The sequence below is a fragment of the Arthrobacter sp. 05N425 genome (genome assembly GCF_056397125.1).
In genome coordinates, this window is sequence record NZ_JBFTMU010000001.1 from 42,076 (window position 1) to 68,015 (window position 25,940).

General features: G+C 68.1%; 24 protein-coding genes. 9 read left to right on the forward strand and 15 right to left on the reverse strand.

The genetic code is table 11. The features are described 5' to 3' along the window. Positions 1 to 118: 118 nt before the first annotated feature. From arfB to arsB, 6 genes are all read right to left on the reverse strand, one after another. Positions 119 to 544, reverse strand: a complete 426-nt coding sequence (arfB, locus tag AC1DGE_RS00240) for an alternative ribosome rescue aminoacyl-tRNA hydrolase ArfB (RefSeq protein WP_476892626.1) — start codon at positions 542 to 544, stop codon at positions 119 to 121. Positions 545 to 621: 77 nt separating this feature from the next. Beyond that, positions 622 to 1,164, reverse strand: coding sequence for a DinB family protein (locus AC1DGE_RS00245; RefSeq protein WP_476916660.1), 543 nt, complete (start codon positions 1,162 to 1,164; stop codon positions 622 to 624). Between the two features lie 129 nt (positions 1,165 to 1,293). Further along, the gene (locus tag AC1DGE_RS00250; RefSeq protein WP_476916661.1) at positions 1,294 to 2,511 is read right to left on the reverse strand and encodes an MFS transporter; all 1,218 of its coding nucleotides are present in this window, start codon (positions 2,509 to 2,511) and stop codon (positions 1,294 to 1,296) included. Positions 2,512 to 2,532: 21 nt separating this feature from the next. After that, on the reverse strand, positions 2,533 to 3,915 hold the full coding sequence (locus AC1DGE_RS00255) for an FAD-dependent oxidoreductase (protein ID WP_476916662.1): 1,383 nt from the start codon (positions 3,913 to 3,915) through the stop codon (positions 2,533 to 2,535). A gap of 27 nt (positions 3,916 to 3,942) precedes the next feature. Next, a complete protein-coding gene (locus AC1DGE_RS00260; RefSeq protein ID WP_441418603.1) occupies positions 3,943 to 4,365 on the reverse strand; it encodes an arsenate reductase ArsC in 423 nt (140 codons plus the stop codon). A gap of 24 nt (positions 4,366 to 4,389) precedes the next feature. Continuing rightward, positions 4,390 to 5,481 (reverse strand): ACR3 family arsenite efflux transporter, encoded by a 1,092-nt coding sequence (arsB, locus tag AC1DGE_RS00265; protein ID WP_476916881.1) that lies wholly within the window; start codon positions 5,479 to 5,481, stop codon positions 4,390 to 4,392. A gap of 167 nt (positions 5,482 to 5,648) precedes the next feature. Here arsB and AC1DGE_RS00270 point away from each other — a divergent pair, with 167 nt between their 5' ends. The 3 genes from AC1DGE_RS00270 to AC1DGE_RS00280 all read left to right on the forward strand — a co-directional run bounded on the left by AC1DGE_RS00270 (position 5,649) and on the right by AC1DGE_RS00280 (position 6,830). Beyond that, on the forward strand, positions 5,649 to 5,999 hold the full coding sequence (locus AC1DGE_RS00270; RefSeq protein WP_175322642.1) for an ArsR/SmtB family transcription factor: 351 nt from the start codon (positions 5,649 to 5,651) through the stop codon (positions 5,997 to 5,999). Continuing rightward, on the forward strand, positions 5,996 to 6,520 hold the full coding sequence (locus AC1DGE_RS00275; RefSeq protein ID WP_476916663.1) for an N-acetyltransferase family protein: 525 nt from the start codon (positions 5,996 to 5,998) through the stop codon (positions 6,518 to 6,520). Before AC1DGE_RS00270 ends, AC1DGE_RS00275 begins: the two co-directional genes overlap by 4 nt. Positions 6,521 to 6,596: 76 nt before the next feature. Beyond that, positions 6,597 to 6,830: a hypothetical protein gene (locus tag AC1DGE_RS00280; RefSeq protein ID WP_441418605.1), complete on the forward strand. Its 234-nt coding sequence runs from the start codon at positions 6,597 to 6,599 to the stop codon at positions 6,828 to 6,830. A gap of 34 nt (positions 6,831 to 6,864) precedes the next feature. On the opposite strand, the gene arsA is transcribed toward AC1DGE_RS00280, so the two are convergent. The 9 genes from arsA to AC1DGE_RS00325 all read right to left on the reverse strand — a co-directional run bounded on the left by arsA (position 6,865) and on the right by AC1DGE_RS00325 (position 17,664). After that, positions 6,865 to 8,628 (reverse strand): arsenical pump-driving ATPase, encoded by a 1,764-nt coding sequence (gene arsA / locus AC1DGE_RS00285; protein WP_476916664.1) that lies wholly within the window; start codon positions 8,626 to 8,628, stop codon positions 6,865 to 6,867. 203 nt (positions 8,629 to 8,831) lie between these two features. Further along, positions 8,832 to 10,394 (reverse strand): long-chain-fatty-acid--CoA ligase, encoded by a 1,563-nt coding sequence (locus AC1DGE_RS00290; protein ID WP_476916665.1) that lies wholly within the window; start codon positions 10,392 to 10,394, stop codon positions 8,832 to 8,834. A 23-nt stretch (positions 10,395 to 10,417) separates the two neighbouring features. Further along, complete coding sequence (locus AC1DGE_RS00295) at positions 10,418 to 11,614, reverse strand: acetyl-CoA C-acetyltransferase (RefSeq protein ID WP_476909443.1); 1,197 nt, start codon at positions 11,612 to 11,614, stop codon at positions 10,418 to 10,420. A gap of 29 nt (positions 11,615 to 11,643) precedes the next feature. Next, the gene (locus tag AC1DGE_RS00300; RefSeq protein ID WP_476916666.1) at positions 11,644 to 12,900 is read right to left on the reverse strand and encodes an acyl-CoA dehydrogenase family protein; all 1,257 of its coding nucleotides are present in this window, start codon (positions 12,898 to 12,900) and stop codon (positions 11,644 to 11,646) included. Between the two features lie 130 nt (positions 12,901 to 13,030). Next, on the reverse strand, positions 13,031 to 13,735 hold the full coding sequence (locus AC1DGE_RS00305) for a TetR/AcrR family transcriptional regulator (protein ID WP_441418610.1): 705 nt from the start codon (positions 13,733 to 13,735) through the stop codon (positions 13,031 to 13,033). Between the two features lie 254 nt (positions 13,736 to 13,989). Beyond that, positions 13,990 to 14,739 (reverse strand): maleylpyruvate isomerase family mycothiol-dependent enzyme, encoded by a 750-nt coding sequence (locus AC1DGE_RS00310; protein WP_476916667.1) that lies wholly within the window; start codon positions 14,737 to 14,739, stop codon positions 13,990 to 13,992. Then, positions 14,739 to 15,572, reverse strand: a complete 834-nt coding sequence (locus tag AC1DGE_RS00315; protein WP_476916668.1) for a fumarylacetoacetate hydrolase family protein — start codon at positions 15,570 to 15,572, stop codon at positions 14,739 to 14,741. The genes AC1DGE_RS00310 and AC1DGE_RS00315 overlap by 1 nt, the downstream gene beginning before the upstream one ends. Then, positions 15,569 to 16,714: a cupin domain-containing protein gene (locus tag AC1DGE_RS00320; protein ID WP_476916669.1), complete on the reverse strand. Its 1,146-nt coding sequence runs from the start codon at positions 16,712 to 16,714 to the stop codon at positions 15,569 to 15,571. The genes AC1DGE_RS00315 and AC1DGE_RS00320 overlap by 4 nt, the downstream gene beginning before the upstream one ends. A gap of 128 nt (positions 16,715 to 16,842) precedes the next feature. Beyond that, positions 16,843 to 17,664, reverse strand: coding sequence for an IclR family transcriptional regulator (locus tag AC1DGE_RS00325; protein ID WP_476916670.1), 822 nt, complete (start codon positions 17,662 to 17,664; stop codon positions 16,843 to 16,845). Positions 17,665 to 17,712: 48 nt separating this feature from the next. On the opposite strand from AC1DGE_RS00325, the gene AC1DGE_RS00330 reads away from it, so the two are divergent. From AC1DGE_RS00330 to AC1DGE_RS00355, 6 genes are all read left to right on the forward strand, one after another. Next, positions 17,713 to 19,047 (forward strand): MFS transporter, encoded by a 1,335-nt coding sequence (locus AC1DGE_RS00330; protein WP_476916671.1) that lies wholly within the window; start codon positions 17,713 to 17,715, stop codon positions 19,045 to 19,047. Next, positions 19,040 to 20,296 (forward strand): FAD-dependent oxidoreductase, encoded by a 1,257-nt coding sequence (locus tag AC1DGE_RS00335; protein ID WP_476916672.1) that lies wholly within the window; start codon positions 19,040 to 19,042, stop codon positions 20,294 to 20,296. Before AC1DGE_RS00330 ends, AC1DGE_RS00335 begins: the two co-directional genes overlap by 8 nt. Positions 20,297 to 20,512: 216 nt before the next feature. Next, a complete protein-coding gene (locus AC1DGE_RS00340) occupies positions 20,513 to 21,307 on the forward strand; it encodes an IclR family transcriptional regulator (RefSeq protein ID WP_441418611.1) in 795 nt (264 codons plus the stop codon). A gap of 329 nt (positions 21,308 to 21,636) precedes the next feature. Then, positions 21,637 to 22,914 carry a cytochrome P450 gene (locus AC1DGE_RS00345; protein WP_476916673.1) on the forward strand — a complete coding sequence of 426 codons (1,278 nt, stop codon included), beginning with the start codon at positions 21,637 to 21,639 and terminating at the stop codon, positions 22,912 to 22,914. A gap of 5 nt (positions 22,915 to 22,919) precedes the next feature. Next, positions 22,920 to 23,999 (forward strand): PEP/pyruvate-binding domain-containing protein, encoded by a 1,080-nt coding sequence (locus AC1DGE_RS00350; protein WP_441418613.1) that lies wholly within the window; start codon positions 22,920 to 22,922, stop codon positions 23,997 to 23,999. Positions 24,000 to 24,069: 70 nt separating this feature from the next. Next, positions 24,070 to 25,938 (forward strand): PEP-utilizing enzyme, encoded by a 1,869-nt coding sequence (locus tag AC1DGE_RS00355; RefSeq protein ID WP_476916674.1) that lies wholly within the window; start codon positions 24,070 to 24,072, stop codon positions 25,936 to 25,938. Positions 25,939 to 25,940 lie beyond the last annotated feature (2 nt).

The window sequence follows — 25,940 nt, forward strand, 5'->3', positions numbered from 1 at the left end:
GGCGGGCTTTCGGCCGGGCCGAACCGCCGGGGTCCCGGGTCGATTGACCGGGGACCCTGATTTTAGCCAATGCCCGCCTGCGGCGACAGGGGGCGCCGGCTGCGGACGGCCTGCCGCGCTACTCCGCCGAAGGCCGCCTTCGCTGGCGTTTTGTCGCTGCCCGTTGTTCCTTTGCGGCGAGGCGGCGGCGGTTCGAGCCCCGCGTGGGTTTGGTCGGCCGGCGGGGAGCAGCTTCCGGGGCAAGGCCGGCAGCCACGAGCTCGGACAGCTTCGCCAGCGCGATCTCGCGATTGCGCAACTGGGACCGTTGCTCCGATGCGGTCACGGTCACCACCCCGCCGATGAGGCGCCGTCGTCCGAGCCGTTCGAGCAGCAGCACGCGTTGGTCGTCCGTGAGCGCTGCCGAGGCGGCGATGTTCCAGGAGAGTTCAACGCGGCTGTCCGAAGTGTTGACGTGCTGGCCTCCCGGCCCGGAGGAACGCGAGAACCGCCAGCGGAGTTCGGACGAGGGAATCGTGAGCGCGGGCGACACCTCGAGGTCCATGCAACCAGCGTCGCACACGATGCGGGGGATCGTGGCCTCACGCCTCGGGCCGGGCCGGGTTGGGTCGGCCCACGCCGTCAGCGCTTCCCTGCTCTGTCCGGCGGGCGGAGGCTCAGTTGCCTGGCGTGGAAATCGAAGTGAAGGGTGGGGTAGGCGTAGACGTCGTTGAGGGTCATGACCGGCTTGAAGAACGGGTCCCACCGGTCCGGAAACGGCATGGTCCTGGCGAGCGAGGCAGAGTTCTCACGTTCCAGTTGCCGTATCAGCGCGGTGACAGTTCTTTCAAGTTTCCTGGCCATCCGGCGCCTGTTGTAGACGAGGGCGGCGGCGCGCGAGCCCCAGTAGTTCACCACATCGAAGGGTCCCGTGGCGGCGTTCAGCGCTGTGGCGAAGGCAGTGGCTGCCGGCCTGGGGAGCCGGCTGACCACCCGGACGAGGGGAAGCAGGGCACGGACGACCATGTAGCCGAACACCATGTGGAACAGGAGTTCCTCGTTGGTCCACCGGGTGCCGGCGCTCTTCCGGCGAAGTTCCGCGGGCGTGGCGCTCCCCAGCCAGGCGGCGAGGTCGTGGATGGCGTGGCGGTACCCGGTTGTGATCCCGTCTTTCGTCGGATCCATGGTCTGCGCTCCCTTGCCTCAGTTCCCCGGCCCTCCGAGGGGCCCGCGGTCCCGGATCGCGGTACGGAGGGATTCCGGGCCCATGGCCTCAGTATGGCGCCTGAAGGCGGGACCGGACCCCGACGCTTCTCAGCTGATTGCGTGCGGCCGGACTTTGCGCTGGCTCACGACGGCGGCGAGGACGGCTGCCGTGCCGGCCGCACCGGCCATGGCGTACGTCATGCCCGTGTACGTGCCCAGTCCGGCCGCCAGCATGGGTCCCGCCGCCGGAGCGATGGCGGTAACTGCTGTCAGCGGGGCCGAGAAGATCCCCTGCAGCGTGCCCAGGCTCCGGGTGCCCCAGCGGTCCCCCACGATCGTGGCCTGCAGCAGGGTCTGGCACCCTCGGACCGCGCCGGCGACCATCCCGGCCGCGATCAGTACCGGCACCGGGCCGGGCAGCGCCGCCAGGAGGAGGATGGCACCCGCCGCCGTGCCGGTGATGCCGGGCAGCCGGGCGCCGGCCGGGATGGCGGCGAACAACAGCCGGCCAGCCAYCTGCCCGCCGCCCACCAGGCCAAGCCCCAGAGCGGCCGTGGCGTAGTCGGCGCCCTTTTCCAGCAACAGCGGGATGATGTTCAGGGTCACGGTGTAGAGCCCGAGGCACAGGAGGGCCATGAGGGCCTGCAGGCCGAGGAATTCCGGGCTTCGCCGGACATCCCGCGCCAGCGCACGGCGGTCCCCGGCGTTCGTGTTGGCGGCCGCCGGGGACCAGCTGTGGTTGAGGAATCGGGCATGCAGCGGAACCGTGATGATCGCCATGCTCCCGGCGAGGATGACAAAGGCGGCCCGCCAGCCGAATAGGGCGGTCAGGGCGGCGGTGGCAGGGGCGAAGATCGTGGACGCGAATCCGGCCACGAGGGTCAGGACGGTCAGGGGCCTGATGCGTGCGGGTCCGTACCAGCGGCTGATCACTGTGAATGCCGGCTGATACAGCACTGCGGCTTGCGCGGTACCGGCAAGCAGCCACGCGGCAAGAAACACCGGCAGGCTCGGCGCCGCAGCCACGAGAAGCATAGCCACTGTGCCAATCAGCGACCCGCCAACCATCAACGCGCGCGGTCCGGTTCGGTCAAGGATCCTGCCCACAAAGATGCCGGCCACCGCGGAGACCAGCAGTCCTGCGGAAAAGGCTCCCGTGACCGCGGCGGGATCCCAGCCGGTGTCCCCGCTGATGGGCCGGACCGCGGCGATTAGCGCGTAATAGAGCACGCCCCACCCGGTCGTCTGGGTGATGCACAGTGCGGCGAGGCCGCCACGCGGTGCGCCCTCCGCGACGAGGGTCCGGGTGGGAGCGTGCGTTGGCAACGGGAGGTCCCGGTCGGGTGGTCAGTTATCGCCGGAGCGGCCGTGCGCCAGGCCGGTGGGGAACCCGACGAGTACGGGCTCGGGCGCCCCGCAGCAGCCGCCGGAGGTTTCCGCCACGAAACCCGTTGCCGCGGCCGGGACGTCGCAACTGGTGCCGATGTCCGAGGAGCAGACCCCGGTCTCCGGCAGTTCGAGCTGGACGGTGTCGGCGGCTTCACGGTCCCCGGCCAGGGCGGCCGCGACGGAGCGGACCTGTTCGTAGCCGGTGGCCAGCAGGAAGGTCGGCGCCCGGCCGTAGGACTTCATGCCCACGATGTAGAAATCCTGCTCCGGGTGGGCCAGCATCTTGGCGCCGTGCGGTTCCACGGTGCCGCAGGAGTGGAACTCGGGGTCGATCAGCGGGCCGAGTTCCCGCGGTGCCTCGACGCCGGGGTCCAGCTCCAGCCGGAGTTCCCGGAGCATGTCGAGGTTCGGGCGGAACCCGGTGGCCGGAACGACGACGTCGGCGACGAGGGTGCGGCCGTCGGCGGCGGTCAGGGTGACGGCGGCGTCGTCCGCGGCGAGGCCCGCGATACCAAAGCCGGTGTGCAGCTCAACGGTGCCGTCCTCCACCAGGGCGCGGAGCCGGCTGCCGAGCTGGCCGCGGGCGGCGAGACCGTCGGCGTCGCCGCCGCCGTAGACCTTGGCTGCCGAAGCGCCGCGGATCGCCCAGACGATCTTCGTCCCGGGCTCCTCGCTTGCGAGCTCGGAGAGGTTGATCAGGGTGTTGGCGGCGGAGTGTCCCGCGCCGACCACGACGGCGGTGCGGCCGGCAAAGGCCCCACGGTGGCGTGCCAGCACGTCCGGCAGGGGAGAGGAGATGTGGCCGGCAGCGGCGGCTTCGCCGACGGCGGGCAATCCCGAGGTTCCGAGCGGGTTGCGGGTGGACCAGGTGCCGGAGGCGTCAACGACAGCGGCGGCCCGGTAGTCGCGGACTTCGCCGTCGGCGTGTTCAACCCGGACCACGAAGGGGGTGGTGTCACGGTTCCGGCTGTGGGTCTTGTCCATTCCCAGACGGGTTACCGCGACGACGTGGGCGCCGGTGTGCAGGCGTGACGCGATCGCCGGGAGTGAAGCCAGCGGGGTGAGGTACCGGTCGATGAGGTCGCCGCCGGTGGGCAGCGCCGTCGGCTCAGGAGCTTCCCAGCCGGTAGCGGCGAGCAGGCGGACGGCGGCGGCGTCGGTGTTGTACTGCCACGGCGAGAACAGCCGGATGTGGCGCCACTGCTCGATGGCGGCTGCCGGGGTCGGGCCGGCCTCAAGAATGAGCGGATCGAGGCCTCGCTCGAGCAGGTGGGCTGCCGCGGCGAGGCCGATCGGCCCGGCTCCGATGACAGCTACGGGAAGGGTTGTGGCTACAGCCATGGTGTCCTCTGTTTCTTCCGGTTGGGGCTACTTGGCGGCGGGGGTGAGGGAAGCGATGAGGCCCTCGATGCGGGACTTGATTTCGTCGCGGATGGGCCGGACGGCGTCGACGCCCTGGCCCGCCGGATCCTCGAGTTCCCAGTCCTCGTAGCGCTTGCCGGGGAAGATCGGGCAGGTGTCGCCGCAGCCCATGGTGATGACGACGTCGGACTCTTTCACGGCCTCGGTGGTGAGGACCTTGGGGATCTCGGCGGACATGTCGATGCCGAGTTCGGCCATGGCTTCGACGGCGGCGGGGTTCACCTTCTCCGCGGGCTGCGAGCCGGCGGAGCGGACCTCGATCCGGCCTTCGCCGAGGGTGGTGAGGAAGGCGGCGGCCATCTGGGAGCGGCCGGCATTGTGGACGCAAACGAAAAGGACTGAGGGCTTCTTGGCGGTGTCGGTGCTCATGGTGTTCTCCTGAAGTTTGTGGGGTTAGGCGGAAAGGGGGTGGGGGCCAAAGTAGCGCTTGCGGGCCCAGAGGGCCACGTAAACCAGTGCAACGAGGACGGGGACTTCGATCAAGGGCCCGACGACGCCGGCCAGGGCTTGACCCGAGGTGACGCCGAAGGTACCGATCGCCACGGCGATGGCGAGTTCGAAGTTGTTGCCGGCAGCCGTGAACGCCAACGTGGTGGTCTTCGCGTAGCCGAGGTCCAGCCGCTTGCCGACCAGCATCCCGGCGCCGAACACGACCAGGAAGTAGACCAGCAGCGGCAAGGCGATCCGGGCGACGTCCACGGGCCGGGACGTGATGGTCCCGCCCTGCAGGGCGAAGAGCAAGGTGATGGTGAAAAGCAGACCGTACAGCGCCCACGGGCCGAGCCGGGGGAGCAAGGTGCCTTCATACCAGTCGCGGCCCTTGGCTTTCTCGCCGATGGTGCGGGTCAGGAAGCCTGCCAGCAACGGGACCCCCAGGAACACCAGCACGGAGGCGGTGATGGACCAGAAGGAGAAGTCCGCGCTGGTGGTCGGCAGCCCAAGCAAGGACGGCAGGAGCTGAAGGTAGAACCAGCCCAGCGCACCGAAGGCGATGACCTGGAAGACGGAGTTGATGGCTACCAGCACGGCGGCGGCTTCCCGGTCGCCGCAGGCAAGGTCGTTCCAGATCATGACCATCGCGATGCAGCGGGCCAGGCCGACAATGATCAGCCCGGTGCGGTACTCGGGCAGGTCCGGGATGAAGAGCCAGGCCAGGGCGAACATGAACGCCGGGGCCAGCACCCAGTTCAGGACCAGTGAGGTAATCATCAGTTTGCGGTCGCCGATGACGCGGTGCGTCTGGTCGTAGCGGACCTTCGCGAGCACCGGGTACATCATCACCAGCAGGCCGACGGCGATCGGCAGCGATACTTCGCCTACCTTGACCGCCTCCAGCGCGGTGTTCAGGCCCGGGATGAAGCTGCCCAGAAGCAGTCCGAGGACCATGGCGGCAATGATCCACACCGGGAGGAAACGGTCCACGGTGGAGAGTTTGCCGGCGACGGCAGCCTCACCTTCAGGGGCGGGCGACTGGTCGGTCTGGATGCTCACGGAACTCCTATGCTGCGCTGGCGCGGTTCTGCTTGTGGCTCCGCTGGCGCGGCCGTTTTGGTGCAGGGCTGTCTGTGCAGCGCTACGATAAATTGATGCTTGTCGATATGAAGTATCGCCAACTATATCGATGAATGTCAATCAATGTGCATAATAGAGGCATGAACTCTCTGCAAACCCTTGAACCGGCCCTTGACGAGGCCTGCTGTGCACCGTCCGGCCAGCCGGTCCTCAGTGCAGAGGATGCCCAGCGAAAGGCCCTCGTCTTCAAGGCCCTGTCGGACCCCAACAGGCTCCGGCTGCTCTCCATCGTCAAGGGCACCGGCGACGGGGAAGCGTGCGTCTGCGATCTCACCGAACCGCTTGACCTGGGCCAGCCCACCGTGTCGCACCACCTTAAGATTCTGGTCGACGCCGGCCTGCTGCACCGTGAGAAGCGCGGCACCTGGGCTTATTACTCGCTGGTTCCCGGGGCCCTTGAGCAGACGGCCGGCCTGCTGGCTTCCCTGTGAGCGCGGCCGCCGCGCCCGACGTCACTGTCCGGCCGATGCGGGAATCGGACTGGCCCGACGTCCGGCGGATCTACAGCGAGGGAATCGCGACCGGGCAGGCGACGTTCGAGGCCGAGGCGCCGGACTGGTCCCGTTTTGACGGTTCGCGGCTTGCGTCCCACCGCCTGGTGGCGGAGGCGCCCGACGCCGGAATCCTCGGCTGGGCGGCCGTCTCCGCCGTATCCGGCCGCCCGGTTTACTCCGGCGTGGTGGAACATTCCATTTACGTATCCGAGGCGGCACGCGGCAGGCGGATTGGATCCGTCCTCCTCCGGTCCTTGATCGCTTCGACGGAACGGGACGGCATCTGGACCATCCAGGCGAGCGTCTTCCCTGAAAACGAGCAGAGCCTGAACCTGCACCTTGCCCACGGATTCAGGGTGGTCGGCCGGCGGGAAAAGATTGCCCGGATGGCTTATGGTCCTGCCGCGGGTCAGTGGCAGGACACCGTCCTGATTGAACGGCGCACACGGGTCTTTTAGTTCTTGTGCTGCCGACGCGCCGACGGGGAAGGTAGTCCCTGGGACCTGGCAACAGGACCAAAGGCAAGGAGGACACATGAAGACCGAGACCCCCAGCACTGAGGACCGCTTGCGCGCCATGCTGGACAACGTCAGGATCGCGACCGCCAACACGCGCCGGGCCATGGATGCACCGGGAGATGAGGACTGGGTACAGGACGGCGAGTCCGATGCCGAGTACCTGCGGTCGATCCAGCGGGACACGATCGCCAGGCTGGATGCCACGGCCCGGGACCTCGAGGCGCTGCTGGACCGCGGCCCGGAGGGCTAGCCGGGCTGCGGCGAAGGCCGGGCCCGGATCCAGCTCAGGCGGGCAGGGAGCTGAGGGCGGTCAGGGCCGATAGTTTGTCTTCGCCGATGGGCTCGTCGGGCAGCAACGGAATGAGGGCTACCCGGCCCGTCAGGGTCCGCACCCTGGAAATCTGTTCGACTTCGCTCGCGGCGCGGGCCTGCAGGAACGGCGTTTCCGGGTGCGCGGCGGCGATCGAGTTGTTGACCACCCAGGCCCAGGGATGAATCCCTGCCCTTTCCAGGTCAGCCTGCAGTTCCTCTGCTTCGAGCACCGGCGTCGGTTCGGCCAGGGTGACGAGAACAACCTTGGTCTGTGCCGGGTCCTGTAAGCGCATGAGCGGCGTTACAAACCCCATGGTGTCGCCGACCTGGCGGGCAATTTCGCGGTGGTAGGAGCCCGTGGCGTCCAGGAGCAGCAGGGTGTGGCCGGTGGGCGCGGTGTCGATGACAACAAAGTGCCTGCGGGATTCCTGCACCACCCGGGAGAACTGGCGGAACACGGCCACCTCGTCGGTGCACGGGGACAGCAGGTCCTCGGCCAGCGCCGCACGTCCTTCCTCGTCCAGGGTCCGGCCTTTGGTCGCCATGACGTGGCTGCGGTACTCCTGGATGGCCGCCTCCGGATCGATGCGCGAGACCGTCAGGCCCTTCACGGAACCGTGGAGTGTTTCGGTCAGATGGGCTGCGGGGTCAGTCGTGGTGAGGTGGACCGCATGGCCCCTTTTGGCCAGCGCGACGGCGATGGCGGCAGCGACGGTGGTCTTCCCGACTCCGCCCTTGCCCATGCACAGCACGAGGCCGTGGCCGTCGGATTCCAACTCGTTCACGAGGACGGCCAGCGGGGCGTCGTGGACTTCCGTCACCCGGACCGCATCCGCCGTGATTCCGGCGTCGGAAGTGGCCACGAACAGGGACTCAAGTGCCGGAATGCCGACCATGTTGCCCGGCTTCAGCTCCAGGACATCGCGGGGCAGCCCGGCGACCGCGTCCGGTATGGCGGCCAGGGCTGCGGACTCGCGGGCCCTCAGGGCCCGCGCCAGTTCCTCCTCGCCTGCGGCTTCCGGCAGGAGGCCGTTGACGACGACGTAACCGCCCCCGATTCCGATCTGGTTGAGTTCGAGATATGTCCGCTCGATCTCGCTCAGGGACGAAGTCTGCGCACGCGTGACCAGGACAAGCCGGGTCCTCGCCGGATCGGTGAGGGCCCGGACTGCCGTGGCGTACACCTGTTTGTGCTTCTCGAGTCCTGACAGCGGGCCCAGGCAGGACGGGTCGCCCTTGCCGGCCGCCAGGAAATCGGTCCACGAGCCGGGCAGTTGCAGCAGGCGGAGCGTGTGGCCCGTCGGGGCGGTATCGAAGATGATGTGGTCATATTCCCCGTAGGAGCTGTCGTCGGCGAGTAGGTTGGTGAACTCGTCGAAGGAGGCGATCTCCGTGGTGCACGAACCTGAGAGGCTCTCGGCGATGCCGGCCAGTTCCGACTCGGGCAGGAGCCCCCGGACGGGCGCGAGGATCCGTTCCCGGTAGGCCGCGACGGCCTGCTCCGGGTCAATTTCCAAGGCAGAGAGACCCGGCGCGCCCGGGATGGGGGTGACAGTGTTCCCGATGCTCAGGCCGAAGACCTGCCCGACGTTGGAGGCCGGGTCGGTGCTGACCAACAAGACCCTCTGGCCGGTCCTCGCGAGGCTTAGCGCTGTTGCGCATGCTATGGACGTTTTCCCTACGCCACCCTTGCCGGTGAAGAAGACGAACCGCGGAGCATTCTCGAGAAATTTCACGCCGGAACCTCACAGCAGCTTGTCGAGCCGCCGCAGCGTCCGGCCGGCTCAAGGCTTCGGGCAGCAGACATGAAGTTCTCCTTGGCTGGCTCACGCCGGCACGGTCCCCGGCGGGGACGCGCCGACTTGAGTAAGACACTTACCGTCAGTATATCGATAAGCGTCAATGCCACCCGGCCTGCCCGCCGTCGCCGCAACCGGCCTCAGGCCCCGGGGGACTCGGCGGCCAGGCTTCGCTTGAGGATCTTCCCGCTGGGGCCGAGCGGGAGTTCCGTGAGCAGCCTGATGACGCGCGGATACTTGTATGCAGCCAGCTGGGCGCTTGCGAAGTCGATCAGCTCGGTCTCGGTGGTGGCGGCCCCCGCATCGAGCACGATCGCGGCCGCAATTTCCTGGCCGTGGACATCGTGCGGGATTCCATAGACGGCGGCGCTGACAACCTGGGGGTGGGAGAGGAGAATTTCCTCGACCTCACGGGGGTAGACGTTGTAGCCGTTCCGGATGATCATGTCCTTCTTGCGGTCCACGATGGTGAGGTAGCCATCCTCGTCCTTGGTGCCAAGATCCCCGGTCCGGAACCAGCCGTCCACGACGGCCTCGGCGGTGGCCTCGGGTCGGTTCAAGTACCCCTTCATCAGCAGGTGGCCGCGGACGACGAGCTCGCCGAGTTCGCCGGTCGGCAGCAGTTCGATGCTTTCGACAGTTTCGGCGCGCGCGATTTCAATGTCGACGCCCCAGATCGGGATCCCGATGGTGCCGGGCCTCGGTGCCGTGCCTACGTGGTTGAACGCGGCGACGGGGGACGTTTCGGTCAGGCCGTACCCTTCGTGGATCTCCACCCCAAAGACGTCGCGGAACTTGTCCATCACCGCAAGCGGCAACGACGCCCCGCCGGAGATGCCGTAACGGAGAGCGGCCGGGCGGGCCGCCGTCGTCTTGGCCGCTTCCAGGAGCGCCACGTACATCGTCGGTACCCCGACAAAGATATTGACCTTGTGCCGGTCCAGCAGCGCCAGGGCGCCCTCGCCGCTGAAGCGTGGCATCATCACGATCGTGGCACCCGCGCGGAGACCGGCGTTGAGGACAACCGTCTGGCCGAAGGTGTGGAAGAGCGGCAGGCCGCCGAAGAGAACGTCGCCCCGCTTGAAGTCCATGACGCTGGTCAGGATCACGGACGTCTGTTCCACCAGGGCGAAGTGCGTGCCCAGGGCGCCCTTCGGTTTGCCGGTGGTGCCGGAGGTATAGAGGATGGTGGCGGTGTCCGAGGGACGGCACGGGACGTAGCTGCGGATGGGCTCGGCCGCGGCGGCCTCGGCCTCGAGCCGCGGCAGTCCGTCGTCGTCGGGCGCCATGACCGTCAGGACATCGACGCCGGTGCTGGCGGCGCCGGCGGCACCTTCCTTGAGCAGCGCGGCGGCGCAGATCAACATTCTGGCGCCGCTGTCCTGGAGGACGTATTCGATTTCGCGTGCCTTGAGCAGGGCGTGCACCGGAACCACAATGGCTCCCAGCGACAGGACGGCGTAATAGACGCGGGCGAAATCCGGGACGTTGGGGATCAGGACGGCGACGGCGTCTCCCGGGCCGACGCCGCGCGCCCGGAGCGCCCCGGCGTGGGCGCGCGTCTCACGCCACAGATCTCCGTAGCTGGTTTCGTCGTCACCGACGATGAGGGCGACGCTGTCCGGCGTCCGCTTGGCGGATTCCGCCAGGATCGCCGCAACGGAAATGGTGGCGAAGCCGTCGCCGGTGGTGGTGTTGGTCATGGCCTGCTTCTTCGTAGGGTTGATTAAGCTTTGAGGATCAGGGCATCGCCCTGGCCGCCGCCGCCGCAGAGGGCGACGACGCCGGTGCCTCCGCCGCGGCGCTTCAGCGCCAGCGCCTGGTGCAGGACCAGGCGGGCGCCCGAAGCCCCCACCGGGTGGCCGAGGGCGATTGCACCGCCGTCGGCGTTGACGACGTCGGTCTCGATGCCGAGGTCGTTGGCTGACTGGATGAGGACCGAGGCGAAGGCTTCGTTGATTTCGACCAGGTCGAGGTCCCCGGCGGTGAGCCCCTCCTGAGACAAGGCGCGTTCAATGGCACGGGCCGGCTGGGAGTGCAGGGATCCGTCCGGTCCCGCGGTCTGGCCGTGGGCGCCGATTTCGGCGATCCAGTCCAGGCCGGCGGCGATGGCCGCGGCCTTGCTGGCAATCACCAGCGCGGCGGCGCCATCGGAAAGCGGCGAGGCCGAACCGGCGGTAATGGTTGCCGCTTCGTCTTTCGAGAAGGCGGGCCGGAGCTGGGCCAGGGATTCGGCGGTGGTCTCCGGCCGGATTCCCTCGTCGTGTTCCAGCGTCAGGGCGGGCCCCTTGCGCTGCGGCACCTGGATGGGCGCAATTTCCTCCGCAAGCACCCCGGCGGCGCGTGCCGCCTCGGCGCGCTGGTGGGAGCGGGCCGCGACGGCGTCCTGCTCGGCCCGGCTGATGCCCCGCTCGGCGTTTCCTGCGTCGGTGGCTTCGCCCATCAGCTTGCCACTGACCGGGTCCTGCAGGCCGTCGTGGTTCAGGGAGTCGAGCATGGGTGCGTCACCGATGACGACACCTGCGCGCAGCCCCGGGACCAGGTGCGGGGCGTTGGTCATGGATTCCTGGCCTGCGGCGACGATGAAGTCGGCCTCCCCGGCCCGGATCATCCTGGCGGCGTCGATGACGGCCGTGAGCCCGGAGAGGCAGAGCTTGTTAATCGTCACGGTGGGCACGTCCCAGCCGATGCCGGCGGCCAGGCTGGCCTGGCGCGCTGGGCCCTGGCCTGCTCCGGCCTGGATGACCTGTCCGACGATGACCGCGCCGACCTGTTCCGGGGAGACACCGGTGCGCTCCAGCGCGGCACGGATGGCGTGGGCGCCCAGCTCGCTGGACGAGAAGGGTGTCAGGCCGCCGCGGAAGCGGCCGAAAGGTGTCCGGGCGCCGCCGAGGATGACGGGGATGTTGGCATTCTGGTTCATGGGAAGTCCTTTCGGAGGAACAACGTTGGTCAGGCGAAGGCTGAGGTGCCGGTGATTCCGCGGCCGATGATGAGCGCCTGCATGGTCTCGGTGCCCTCGTAGGTGTGGATGGCTTCGATGTCGGCCAAATGCCGGGCGACGCGGTTGGCCAGCAGGATGCCGTTGCCGCCGAGGAGATCCCGGGCATTGGAGGCAATGCCGCGGGCTGTGCGGGTGCAGGTGTATTTGGCCAGTGAGGCTTGCTCGGGGGTGAGCGACCCTTCTTCGTCGAGGCGGGTCATCTGGACGACCATCAGCTGCATGGTGGCCAGTTCGCTGAGCATCCGGGCCAGTCTTTCCTGCACGATCTGGGAAGCCGCCAGCGGACGGCCGAACTGCACGCGCTGCTTGGCGTACTGAACGGCGGTTTCGTAGCAGGCGGTGGCATGTCCGACGGCGGACCAGGCGACGCCGAGCCGGGTCGCCAGCAGGACGCGGGCCGTGTCCTTGAAGGTCCGCGCCCCCGGCAGCACGTTCTCCTGCGGGACGAAGACGTTTTCGAGCCGTATGTGGGCCTGCCAGATGGCACGCAAGGCCAGCTTGCCTTCGATCCTTGTAGCGGAGTAGCCGGGGGAGTCCTGCGGTACCAGATAGCCGTGAACCTGGCCGTCCTCACCCCTGGCCCACACCACGCTGACGCCGCCGACGGAGCCGTTGCCGATCCACTTCTTTTCGCCGTTGAGAAGGAAGCCGCCCTCCGTGCTGGTGGCCGTGGATTCAAGGGCCACCGAATCCGAGCCGTGGGTCGGTTCCGTCAGCGCAAACGCGGCGTATTCCGTGCCGGCGGCGATCGCCGGCAGCCAGCGTTCCTTCTGCTCGGCAGACCCGCACTCCGCTACGGACCGCAGGGCGAGCCCGCCCTGGACCGCGATCATGGTCGCCACGGAGCCGTCGCCTCGGCTGATCTCCATGTTCACCAGGCCGGCGGCCATGCTGGTCATCGCGGGGAACCCTTCCACGGGGACGCCGTCGCGCAGCAGGTCCAGCTCGCCGAGGCGGCGTAGGAGGTGCAGCGGATACTCGGCGCGCTCCCAGTAACTGTCTATGACTGGAAGTACCTCGGCCTGGACGAAGTTGCGGGCACGTTCCCAGTAGCCGCGGTCCTCGTCGCCGATCATGGCGAAGACGGAGGCGGGATCCGTGCCCAGGGCTTCGGTGAGCACGTAGTCGGGTTCGACCGTGCCGAGCGGAAATTCGTCCGTGGCCGCTGTGGCGGTGAGCCCGGAACCGGGCGACGTCGTAGTCATGGGTAAGTCCTCTGTCTGGGGCGCGGGGTTTCTCCGCCCCGCGTAGTGTGGTTCAGGCCACACCGACTAAGGATGCATTGAAACGGAGTCTCACGTCAAGAAACTCAGTGCCAGAAGTGGCGTGTCGAGCCTAGGGCAGGGCATCGCGGACGGCCTGCACTATCGCGTCCTTGTCTGCGCCCGCCGCGAGGACAGTCACCACGACGGCGGGGGCCGGGTGCGCCGGTCCGGAGCCCAGTAAGACTGGCCGGAAGATCTCGGAGAGGGCCTGAAGCTCGTTCGCGAGCGCCGTTGCCCTGTCCCGGGCGGCCGACTCGGTTTCCTGGGCCGCCCCGCTGCGAAGCCAGCGCCGGAGGAAGGCGTTGTGGACCGCGACGACGGCCGCGGCGAAGGAGACGGCCTTGTACTCGCGGTGCTCGGCGTCGGGCAGCTTGTCCAGCAGGTGCTGGAGGAACGCCCTCTCGTACCGGTGCGAGGTGACCAGCTCCCGGTCCCGCAGCGCGGGGACTGCCTGCATCAGTTCATAGCGCGCCCGGGACGTTTCCCCGTTCCGCAAGTGGTGGTTGAAAACCAGCAGCGCCGCGTCCCCGATCGCTGCCAGTGGTTCCTGCATCGTTTCCGCCAGGCTGTCCGTCACCTGCCGCAGGATCCGCTCGTGGTCCGCGAAGACGACATCCTCCTTGGAGCCGAACTTCCGAAAGAAGGTGCTGCGGCTCATGCCCGCGGCGTCCGCAAGGTCTTCTACGGACGTTGCGTCATAGCCCTGCCTCGCCAACAGCCCGATAGCGGCGGCGGCGGGCGCGTCGGCATGGTGGCTTGGCGGGTGCGAGGTCATGGGCCGAAATCTAGCACAACCGCGGCTATCCGATCCGGGCCGGGAGCCGGGGCCGCGCTCCTGCCCGGTTGTTAGCTCCGACGCGCGGAACACTCCGGCGTGTCTCCGGACCGGCGTCGTTGTTTCAGCCGAAAACCGGGCTGGAGCGCGCCGGGAGTACCCCAGGCCGGATGCAACCAAACACGAAGGCGGGAGGCTCCCTCGCCTGAACTGTTCAGGCGAGGGAGCCTCCCGCTCCGCCCGTTGAGCTGGCCTCAGATCCACTTCGGCGCGGCGGGAATCGTGCCGTGCGTGGCGGGCCCCGAAGCGGTGACGCCGCCTTGGCCGCGGCCGGCGGCCCATTCGACGACGGCGGGCAGCGGTCCGGAGACCACCGTGGGGGTCGCCGCCGTCGTGTCCCCGAGCGTGAGGCCGCGGTCCGTGACCTCGAGCCTCAGTCCGGCGTCGGTGCCGCGGGTCTTCCAGGCTCCGGTGATGTCCGCGAGCAGCCGCTCCAGGACGGGAACGGGGATGTCCCGGAAGGCGGCCCCGTTGCCCAGGTCCACGGCGTGCATCCAGACTTCCCGGCTCCGCATCCAGACCGTTTCCGTGGCCGGGACTTCCCGGCCCTGGATGGTGCGCACTTTGTGGTGCCAGGCGTCCTCCGGGAGGTCCCGCCATTCGACGTTCAGGTGCACGGCGGAGTGGTCGAACAGGTGCCGCAGCGCAATCGGGGTCAGCGTGGCGCCGAAGTCGATCTCATGGTCGCGGACCTCGGTGGAGGCGTACATTGGGGTCTCCACCCCGGTGGCCGCCCACTCGATGAGCCGGGCGATGGCCCGGGCGTTGTAGCCGATGTGCGCCGTGATGTGGCGGCGGCTCCAGCCCGGCAGCAGGGAGTCGCCGTCGAGGTCCGCGTCGGAGAGCTCGTTGAGCTTGCGGGCGAAGAACGCCGTGCCGCGGCGCGCCTGCAGCAAAGCCGCCAGCAGCTCCGGGTCCGTAGTCTGGTCATGGCGGGCAACCATCAGGCTTCCTTGACCACTCGGTTTTTCAGCTGGCCCAGGCCCTCGATTGTGGTGACCAGGAGCTGGCCCTCCTGCAGGTACCGCTTCGGGTCCTGGGCGTGGCCCACGCCGCCGGGGGTGCCGGTGGCAATGACGTCGCCGGGGTTCAGCGTGATGATGGTGGAGATGTAGGAGACCAGGAACTCCGGGGTGAAGACGACGTCGGTGGTGGGCGTCTGCTGCTGGATCTCGCCGTCGACCTCGGTGGTCATGAGGCCGCCGCTGAACTCGTCCTTGGTGACCAGGGCAGGACCGAACGGAGTGGACTTCTCCCAGGTCTTGCCCTGCAGCCACTGGATGGTGCGGAACTGGTAGTCCCGCATGGACACGTCGTTGAGCACGGCGTACCCGGCGATGTGGTCTTTCGCGTCGGCTTCGGAGATCCGGCGGCCCGTCTTGCCGATCACGACGGCGAGTTCGGACTCCCAGTCGACGGTGTCGGATTCCTGCGGGAGGGCCAGGTCATCGTTGGGTCCGATCAGGGATTCGGCGTATTTAGCGAACAGGGTGGGGAACTCGGGGACTTCCCGGCCCATCTCCTTGATGTGGTTGCGGTAGTTGTGGCCCACGCAGATGATCTTGCCGGGGGAGGGGACGACGGCGTCGAGGTCCGCGCCCTCGAGCGGGTGGGTGGCGCCAGCCGCGTTCCGCGCAATCGCTTCCCAGTCAGCGGAGCGGAGCAGCGCTCCGACGTCGGCGAAGCCGTCAATCTCAGTCAGGGTGTCGCCGTCCTGGCGGACTGCCACGGTGGAAGTGCCGGTGGCGTTGCCGGTGCGGAGGGTGAGGAGTCTCATGCGTTCTTGCGTCCTTCGGTGTAGGTGCGGCTGAAGTTCAGTCGTTCGAAAATGGGGGCGTCGCTGAACCGGAAGAGGTCAAACTCAGTCTCGGCCTGCAGGTCCCCCTGCAAGGACCATTCAGTCCAGGACGGGACCACGAAGAGGTCGCCCTTCGCCAGGGTCCGGGTTTCGCCGTTGAGGACCACGGAGCCGGATCCCTCGAAGACCTGCCAAACGCTGGAGCCCACCTCGTGCAGGGCTTCGGTGGTGGCGCCGGCGCGCAGCCGGTGGAACTCGGCCCGGATGGTCGGCATGACGTCGCCGCCGGTGGTCGGGTTGGTGTAGCGGACGGCAGCGTGGCCCTGGGACACGGTGGCGGGGTGGCCCTCGTCCTCCAGCAACAGCTGCTCGCGCAGGGCACGGTCCGTGTATTCCCAGCGGTAGGCCGCGATGGGGGAGCTGGTGGTGTCGTCCAGTCCGGAGAGCGGGCGCAGGCCCGGGTGGGCCCAGAGCCGCTCGGACCGGGAGATGTCCGGGGTGGCTTCGTCGGTGACGCGCTCGGTGCCGAACTCGAAGAAGCCGGCGTCGGCGTAGTGCACGAACGGGATGTCCAAGCCGTCGATCCAGGCCATCGGCTCGTCGGTGTCGTTGTGGTGGCCGTGGAAGTTCCAGCCCGGGGTCAGCAGGAAGTCGCCGCGGGACATCCGCACCGGGTCGCCGTTCACGACCGTCCAGACACCTTCGCCCTCGACCACGAAGCGGAAGGCGTTCTGCGAGTGGCGGTGCTCCGGGGCCGTCTCGCGGGCACCGAGGTACTGGATGGCCGCCCACAGCGTGGGCGTGGCGTACGGGGTGTTGCCCAGGCCGGGGTTCGCCAGCGCGATGGCGCGCCGTTCACCGCCGCGGCCCACCGGGACGAGGTCGCCGGCACGGGCGGCCAGCGGGTACAGATCGCTCCACCGCCAGACGTGGGGGACCGCCTTCGGGCTCGGGACCATCGGCATCAGGTCCGCGATCTCGGTCCAGAGCGGAATCAGGTTCTCGCGGTCAAAGTCGCGGTACAGCTCCTGCAGCTGGGCGGCCTCTTCGGGCGTGGGCTCCGGAGCAGTGTGCCCCGCGGCCACTGATTCATGGGTCGTGTTCTCGGCGCTGATGGACACGTGGGCCTCCTCGGTAGGTCAGAACAGTTTTTGGCGTAGTTCGACCATACGGAGCACCCAGTGTGACCTCCAACATATTCTGCCAGCCAGAATTGCCGGACGGACCCGCCGGGTGCCCTGCCGGGTGTTTAGTCCGGTTCGGCGGGATTCGCGGCGATATCGATCTCCAGCTGCCGGCAGGTTTCCCGCAGGGCGGCGACCAGGCCGGCGTCGAACACCCGCCGGAAGCGGGTTGCGGGAGTTGCGACGCTGAGCGCGCCGACGACTTGGCCGTGCCGGTTGTGCAGGGCCATCCCGAGGGCGCTGACCCCTTCCTCGGTGCCTTCGAAATTCGCGGCGAAGCCGTTGCTGCGGATGGACTCCAGTTCGCGCAGGAATGCCGGGTACTCCGCGTCCGCGATGGTGTCCCCGCCAATCTCGGCATTGTTGCTGCGGAAGAGCTGGTCGATCATGGGCGGCTCCAGTTCGGCAAGCATGGCCTTGCCTCCGGACGTCTTGTTGGCCGGCATGACCGTCCCCTGCCGGTCGCCCACCCGCAGGACATTGTTCCCCTCCACCGTGGCCAGAAAGCGGACCTTCGTGCCCACCCGCACCATCAGGTTGACGGTCTCGTTGAGCTGGGCGGAGAGCAGTTCCATGTGCGGCTGCGCGAGCGTCCGGAGCAGCCTGGTCCAGGCCAGCCCGGCCGGCCCGACGCCCATCGCCGGGCCCGGGACGTAGCGGCGGGTCTCATCCTGCACGGCGAACCCCCGGTAAACCAGCATTGCCAGCAGGCGATGGGCGGTGGAAGGGGCGACGCCGAGCTCCGCGGCGGCGTCCTTGAGCCGCAGCGGCCCGCCGTCGCGGAGCAGCTGCAGGAGCTGCAGTGCGTTGTCGACAGCCTCGATGGAATAGGTGGGCCGTTTCTGCACGGGCTTGCGGGCGGAGGGAGATGATGGCTTGTTCTGCACATCAGAATTGTATTGTGGTTCATCCGCGGCGGCTAGGACAGTAGTGGCATGAATCACACATCTTCTGTTGCAGCGCCGCAACGGTCCGCGCCGGCGACTCCCGGCCCCACCGCCGCTGGCGGTCCAGCCTCCCGGTTCTCCAAAGCCTCGGCGGCGGCTGTGCTCGTCTGCTGGCTCCTCGTCGTCTTCGACGGCTACGACCTGATCGTCTACGGCACCGTCCAGTCCTCCCTGATCTCCGAGACCGGTTGGGGCCTGAGCAAGGCCACCGCGGGCACCATCGGTTCGATGGCCTTCGTCGGCATGATGATCGGTGCGATCTTCGCCGGCCGGATGGCCGATTCCTGGGGGCGCCGCCGCACCATCCTCGGCTGCGCCATCGTCTTCTCGGTTTTCACCATCCTTTGCGCCTTTGCCCCCAGCGCCCCCGTTTTCGGCGTCCTTCGGCTCCTGGCCGGCATTGGCCTCGGCGGGCTGGTGCCCTCGGCCAACGCCCTCGTGGCCGAGCTGGTCCCCACCAAGTGGCGGTCCACCATCGCTACCCTGATGATGTCCGGCGTCCCGATCGGCGGGTCCATTGCAGCCCTCGTCGGGATCCAGCTGATCCCGGTCTTCGGCTGGGAATCCATGTTCCTGGTGGCCGTGCTGGCCCTGCTGGTCGTCGTGCCGCTGGGGCTGAAGTACCTGCCGGAAACGCTCGCCCCGGCCGCCAGCGGCGGGGAGGCAGCGAAGCCGTCCCGGAAGGGCGGCACGCTCAAGGAACCGGCCGGCTTCTCGTCCCTGCTCCGCGCCCCGTACCTGGGGATCAGCATGCTGTTCGCCCTGGCCACGATCGCCACCCTTTTCGCCTGGTACGGGTTGGGCACCTGGCTGCCGAACCTCATGCAGTTGGCCGGCTACAACCTGGGCTCCGCCCTGACCTTCGCCCTGGCCCTGAACCTCGGGGCGGTGGCCGGCTCGGTGCTCACGGCCTGGGCCGGGACCCGCTTCGGTCCGATCCCGACGGCGATTGCCGCGGCAGCCGTCGCCGCCGGCGCCCTCGTGGTCCTGGTAACCGGGCCGTCCGTCACCGTCGTCTACCTCATGCTCGTCCTCGCCGGCGTCGGAACCCACGGCACGCAGTGCCTGATCATCGCCGCCGTCGCGAGCCACTACCCCGGACACCTGCGCGGCACCGCGCTGGGCTGGGCGCTGGGAACGGGCCGGATCGGCGCCGTCGCCGCACCCCAGGTCGGCGGCCTCCTGCTGGCCGCCGGGCTGGGCGTCAACTCCAATTTCCTGGCCTTCGCCGGCGCAGCCGCCATTGCCGCGGTCCTGCTGGTCGTCGTCGGACTCAAACTCAAATCCAAAATCTCGATCCCGCAAGGAGCAAGCAATGTCTGAGCACGCCACGTCCACTGACGTCCTGGTCATCGGAGGGGGAATGGCCGGACTGGCCGGAGCCCTCGCGCTGCGTGAAAATGGCGCCAACGTCACCCTCGTGGAGCGGGCCCCCGAATTCGGCGAGGTCGGCGCCGGGCTGCAGATGGCCCCCAACGCCTCCCGCGTCCTGAAGCGCTGGGGCCTGCTGGAAAAGGCCCTGGAAATCGGTGTCCAGCCCAAACACCTAGTGTTCCGCGACGCCGTTACCGGCGAGGAGCTCACCCGACAGACCCTCGGCGGGGAATTTGCGGAGCGCTACGGCGCACCCTACGTCGTGATCCACCGCAGCGACCTGCACCGGGTCCTGCTCGAAGGCTGCGAGGCCGCCGGCGTCAAGCTCGTCAACGACGTCATGGTCGAGAGCGTAGAAACCGTCAACGGCCGCGGCGTGGCCCACACCGCCGCCGGAGTGGACTACGAGGCCGACGTCGTGATCGGCGCCGACGGACTCCGGTCCACCCTGCGCCCGCTCGTGACCGACGACGAGCCGGTCTCCTCGGCCTACGTGGCCTACCGCGGCACCGTCCCGATCACCGAAAAAACCCCCAAGGCCGACCTCGAGGACGTCATCGTCTACCTCGGACCGGACTGCCACCTGGTGCAATACCCGCTGCGCAAGGGCGAGCTGCTGAACACCGTGGCCGTCTTCAAGTCCCCCTCCTTCGAGCGCGGCGAAGAGCAGTACGGGGGAGTGGACGAGCTCGAGGCTGCGTACAAGGACTGCGTCCCGGCCGTCCAGGAAGCGCTGAAGAACCTGGCCACCGGCATCCGCTGGCCCATGTACGACCGCGACCCGATCGAAAACTGGGTCGCCGGCCGGATGGTGCTGATGGGCGACGCCGCGCACCCGATGCTTCAGTATCTCGCCCAGGGTGCCTGCCAAGCGCTGGAGGACGCTGCCGCGCTGCAGGACGCCACCGCGGGCACGGTCTTCACCGGCCACGGCGTGAAGCCGGAAGCCTGGGACGGCGCGATCAAGGAGTTCAACGACACCCGCGCCGGCCGCACCGCCCGGGTCCAGCGCACCGCCCGCGTCTGGGGCGAATCCTGGCACGTCTCCGGACTGGCCCGGACGCTGCGCAACCTGCTCTTCAAGAGCCGGAAGGACAATGATTTCCAGTACAACGACTGGCTGTACGGCCAGGACGGCGACGGCGTGCCCGCGGTCCGCGAGCCTCTCTCCCGCCTGACGGACCGTATCTCCGCCTAGGCAAACCCCGACGCGGGGTCACCTGGCGCCCATTCCGGAGCCCCGGGTGGACGCCACGTGACCCCGCGTTGCGTGTTCGGAGCCCCGGACCAACCCGGTCCGGACTAGACTCGCTTCATTTTGATGCACCGCCGACCTGTCCACGGCCCACCGCCAGCCGTCCGGCCGGACGGCGGCCGGACCAGGGCGGGATGAGCCCTCGACAAGGAGGTCAGGATGGCTGGAGGCAGCAGCGAACCCGGCAGGACCGTTACCTCGAAGGTCCTCGCCATCCTGGAAGCCTTCGAAACATCCCGTGGTGCCCTCAGCCTGACCGGGATCGCCGAGAAATCCGGGCTGCCGCTGAGTACTGCCCACCGGCTGGTCACCGAACTCACCGCGTGGGGATTCCTGTCCCGGGAACCGAACGGGCGCTACCAGCTGGGCATCCGGCTGTGGGAGCTGGCGCAGAACACGGGGAGGCAGCTGCGTGACGCGGCCAGGCCCTACGTGCAGGATTTGTTCTCGCTCACGGGGGAAACCGCGCACCTTGCGGTCCGGGCCGGCCACGAGGTGCTCTACATCGACCGCGTTTACGGTTCAAAACGGGTGCCGCGGGCCTCCCGGGTCGGCGGCCGGCTGCCCATGCACGCGACCGCCGTCGGCAAGGTGATCCTGGCTTACGAGCAGGACTGGGTCCGGGACGCGTACCTGAACCGGCAGCTGGAGCGGCACACCGCCCACACCCATGTGGACCCCAAAAAGCTGGCCGCGGAACTGGTCCAGATCCGGGAGCAGGGGTACGCCACCACGCTGGAGGAGGTGCGGCTGGGCTCCTGTTCGATCGCGGTCCCGGTCTTCCATACCGGCAGGATCGGCGCCTCCATCGGCCTGGTGCTTCCCACCAGCCAGGCCGCCACAATGACCCGGCACCTGCCCGTCCTGCGGGGCATCGCAGCCCAGATTGAGCGTGCCACCGCGAGGATCCCGCTGGAGACGCTGCTGGGCAGCCACGTCGCCGGCACGGACTGAGCCGGGCACACCCCGAGTGCTGTCTGCTCCCGGCGCCGGAGGGTCCGTCCGGGGGCACTTTGACGGCAAGCACTTTGACGGCAATCTTCGACGTCGGCCGCTGTGTCGGAGGCGTGGCCGCGTCGAAGTACCCCCGCACCGCGGGCCGCACCCCGCACCCCCGGCCTGACGCTGTCCAGGGGGGATCGGCCGGGCCCGGCCCTAGAACAAGTCCTTTCCACCCAGTGGAAGCACACGCTATCCGCGGGGAGTGACCGGGGCCACACTGGGAGATAAGAACCCCGGCATGCACTGGCGCTGCCGGCGGGACCGAAAACCTAGGAGCTTAGATGTCACCCTCGACGGAAACGGCCGGCCGCTGTCCCTTTGGACACGGCGCCGAAGCCCCCGCAGGGCACCACGGCTATGAGCCGTTCCAGATGAAGGATCCGTTTCCCGCCTATGCTGAACTCCGGGCCGAGCAGCCCGTGATGTTCGACGAGCGGGTGGGCCTCTACGTCGTCTCCCGCTATGACGACATCAAGGCCGTCTTTGAGGACTGGGAGACCTTCTCCAGCGAAAATGCCCAGGCCCCGGTCCGCGAGCGCGGCGCTGCTGCGAAGAAGATCATGGAAGAGGGCGGGTTCACCGCCTACTCGGGCCTGTCGGCGCGGCGCCCGCCGGAGCACACCCGCATCCGCGCCGTGGTCCAGAAAGCCTTCACGCCGCGCCGCTATAAGGCGCTGGAACCGTTCATCCGGCAGAACGTCGTCGACCTGCTGGAGAAGATGCTGGCCCACCCGGAACACCGCGGCGACATGGTCAAGGATCTCGCCTACGACGTGCCCACCATCACCATCCTCACCCTGATCGGCGCGGATGTCTCCCAGGTGGACACCTTCAAGCGCTGGAGCGATTCCCGCGCGGCGATGACCTGGGGCGACCTCAGCGACGAGGAACAGATCCCGCACGCCCACAACCTGGTGGAGTACTGGCAGGAATGCCTCCGCCTGGTCAAGGTGGCCCATGAGGAGGGCGGCGACAACCTCACCGCGGACCTGGTAAAGGCGCAGCAGGAGGGTGCCGAGATCTCCGACCATGAGATCGCCTCGGTCCTATACAGCCTGCTTTTCGCCGGCCACGAGACCACCACCACGCTGATCTCCAACGCCCTCCGCGAGCTCCTGGCCCGCCCCGGCCAGTGGAAGCAGCTGGTCGAGGACCCCAAGAAGATCCCCGCCGCAATCGACGAGGTGCTCCGCTACGCCGGCTCGATCGTCGGCTGGCGGCGCAAGGCGCTCACAGACACCGAAGTCGGCGGCGTCCCCATCAAGGAAGGCGCGCAGCTGCTGCTCCTGATGGGCTCTGCCAACCGTGACGAGAACAAGTTCGACGCCGGCGAGGACTTCGACATCAGCCGTCCCAACGCCCGCGAGCACCTCTCCTTCGGGTTCGGCATCCACTACTGCCTGGGCAACATGCTCGCCAAGCTCCAGGCCAAGATTGCCCTTGAGGAAGTGGCCCGGCTCGCCCCGGAACTGCAGCTGGAGAACCCGGAAGCCATCACCTTCCGCGAAAACCTGTCCTTCCGCGTCCCCGAGACCGTCCCCGTCAGCTGGAAGGCCTAAGGAAAATGCAAAGCAACGAGTACATCCAGTTCTTCGACGGCGGCATCGAACCGAAGCTCGACAACCTTGGCGGCAAGGGCGCGTCCCTGGTCACCATGACTTCCGCCGGCATGCCCGTCCCGCCAGGCTTCGTGGTCACCACCGCGCAGTTTGACGCCTTTATGCAGGAAGCCGGCATCACCCGGCATATTCACCAGCTCCTGGCCGATCTCGACCCCGAGGACATGGGCCAGGTGGATAAGGTCTCGGCCGCCATCCGCGAGGACATCTGCTCCCGCCCGGTGCCGCAAGCGCTGCGCGAGCTCACCGTCGGCGCCTACGAGGCCCTGATGTCACGCTTCGAGGCGCCCGTGCCGGTGGCCGTGCGCTCCAGCGCCACCGCCGAGGACCTCCCGGACGCCTCCTTCGCCGGCCAGCAGGACACCTATCTCTGGCTGCACGGCGTCAAGGCCGTCACCGATCACATCCGGCAGTGCTGGGCATCGCTGTTCACCTCCCGCGCCATCATTTACCGGCTGAAGAACAGCATCCCCAACGAGGGCCTCTCGATGGCCGTCGTGGTGCAGAAGATGGTCAACGCCCGCGTCTCCGGCGTCGCGATCACCATGGACCCCACCAACGGCGACCGCTCCAAGATCACCATCGACTCCTCTTACGGCGTCGGCGAGATGGTGGTCTCAGGCCAGGTCACCCCGGACAACATCATGCTGGACAAAGTCACCCTGGCCGTCATCTCCGAACACCTCGGCGACAAGCACGCCGAACTCGTCCCGGACGCCGTTGCCGGCCGCCTGGTGGAGCGGGAAGTCGACGCCGAACGCCGCGGCCGGCGCAGCCTCAGCGACGCTGAACTCAGCGCCGTGGCGCTGATGGCCAAGCGCGCGGAGAAACACTACAAGTGCCCGCAGGACATCGAGTGGGCCCTTGACACGGACCTGCCGGACGGCGCGAACCTGCTCCTGCTGCAGTCCCGCCCGGAAACCGTCCACTCCTCCAAGCCCGCCGTCGTCACGGCCCCGCAACCGGTGGTCGCTGGAGGCTTCTTCAGCGGATTCAGCGCCGGGACGCCCAAGGCGTCCGCCTAGTACCCGCTGTTGCCCCCCGTTCCGCCCTCCCACCACGGCTCAACGATGAGCCCGCCTTGAAAGGACCGCCATGTCCCTGAAGTCCTTCCCCAAACCCTCCGAGCTCGCGGTCCCCGCCGGCGCCGAGGGCTGGGAAAAGATCTACCCGTATTACCTGGTCTTCCAAGACAAGCTCAAAGAGCAGGAGGACGCCAAGTTCTGGTTCTGCGACAGCCAGCACTGGCCCACAGTCTTCAAGCCCTTCGAGACCATCGGCGGCGAATTCGCGGTCAAGTGCCTGGGCCAGTACAACGCCCGGCATCTGATGATCCCGAACGCCAACGGCATCGAATTCAGGGTGCACCTGGGCTACCTGTACATGTCGCCCATCCCGGTCCCCGAGGACCAGATCGCCGCGCGGGTCCCCCTGTTCGAGCAGCGCGTGGGCCACTACTTCCAGAACTGGGACCAGCTCCTCAAGCAGTGGCATGTCAAGGTCAAGGGCACCATCGACGAGATGGAAACGATCTCCTTCCCCAAGCTCCCGGACGTGGTCCCGATGGAGGATATCCTCTCCGGCAAGGGCAAGGACGGCTCCGAGAAGCTGCTGGAAAGCTACGACCGGCTCATCCAGCTGGCCTACCAGAACTGGCAATACCACTTCGAGTTCCTCAACCTCGGCTACATCGCCTACCTGGACTTCTTCAACTTCTGCAAGCAGGTCTTCCCCAACATCCCGGACCAGTCGATCGCCACCATGGTGCAGGGCGTGGACATGGAGCTGTTCCGTCCGGATGACGAGCTCAAGCAGCTCGCCAAGCTCGCCGTCGAACTCGGGCTGCAATCCCGCTTCGGCAACCCCGACGACGTCGAGGCCACCCTCGCTGCGATCGCGGCCGCCCCCGGCGGGGACCGCTGGATTGCCCAGTATGAGGCCGCCAAGGACCCGTGGTTCAACTTCACCGTGGGCAATGGCTTCTACGGCCACGACAAGTACTGGAACGAACACCAGGAAATCCCGCTCGGCTACATCGCGGACTACATCCGCCGCGTGGACGAGGGCCAGGAAATCATGCGCCCGGTCGAGGCCCTGATCCTCGAACGCGACCGCATCATCGAGGAATACCGGGAGCTGCTGGAAGGCGAAAACCAGGCACTGTTCGACGCCAAGCGCGGGCTCGCCGCGACCGCCTACCCGTACGTGGAGAACCACAACTTCTACATCGAGCACTGGACCATGGGCGTCTTCTGGCGCAAAATCCGCGAGCTCAGCCGCATGATGCAGGGCGAAGGCTTCTGGACCGAGCCGGACGACCTGCTCTACCTGGGCCGCAACGAGGTCCGCGACGCGCTCTTCGACCTCGTCACCGGCTGGGGCGTCGGCGCGAAGCCGATCGGCCCGGACTACTGGCCGGAGGAGATCGAACGCCGCCGCGGGATCGTGGACGCACTGAAGACGGCGCGGCCGGCGCCCGCGCTGAACACCCCGCCGGAAATCATCACCGAACCGTTCACCCGGATGCTCTGGGGCATCACCACCGAGCAGGTCCAGCAGTGGCTGGGTGCCGGCGAAGCGGTGGAGGGCGGCGGCCTGCGCGGCATGGCGGCCTCACCCGGCGTCGTCGAGGGCCTGGCCCGCGTCGTCACCGACGCCGACCAGCTCTCCGAAGTGCAGCAGGGCGAAATCCTGGTTGCGACCGTCACGGCACCGTCCTGGGGCCCGATCTTCGGCAAGATCAAGGCAACGGTCACGGACATCGGCGGCATGATGAGCCACGCGGCGATCGTCTGCCGGGAATACGGGCTCCCGGCCGTGACCGGGACCGGCTCCGCGTCCACCACGATCAAGACCGGACAGCGGCTGCGGGTGGACGGCACCGAGGGGACCGTGCAGATCCTCGACGCCGAAGACGATCTGGCGGTCACCGGACCCGGGGCGCACAGCCACAGCCATGTCTGATG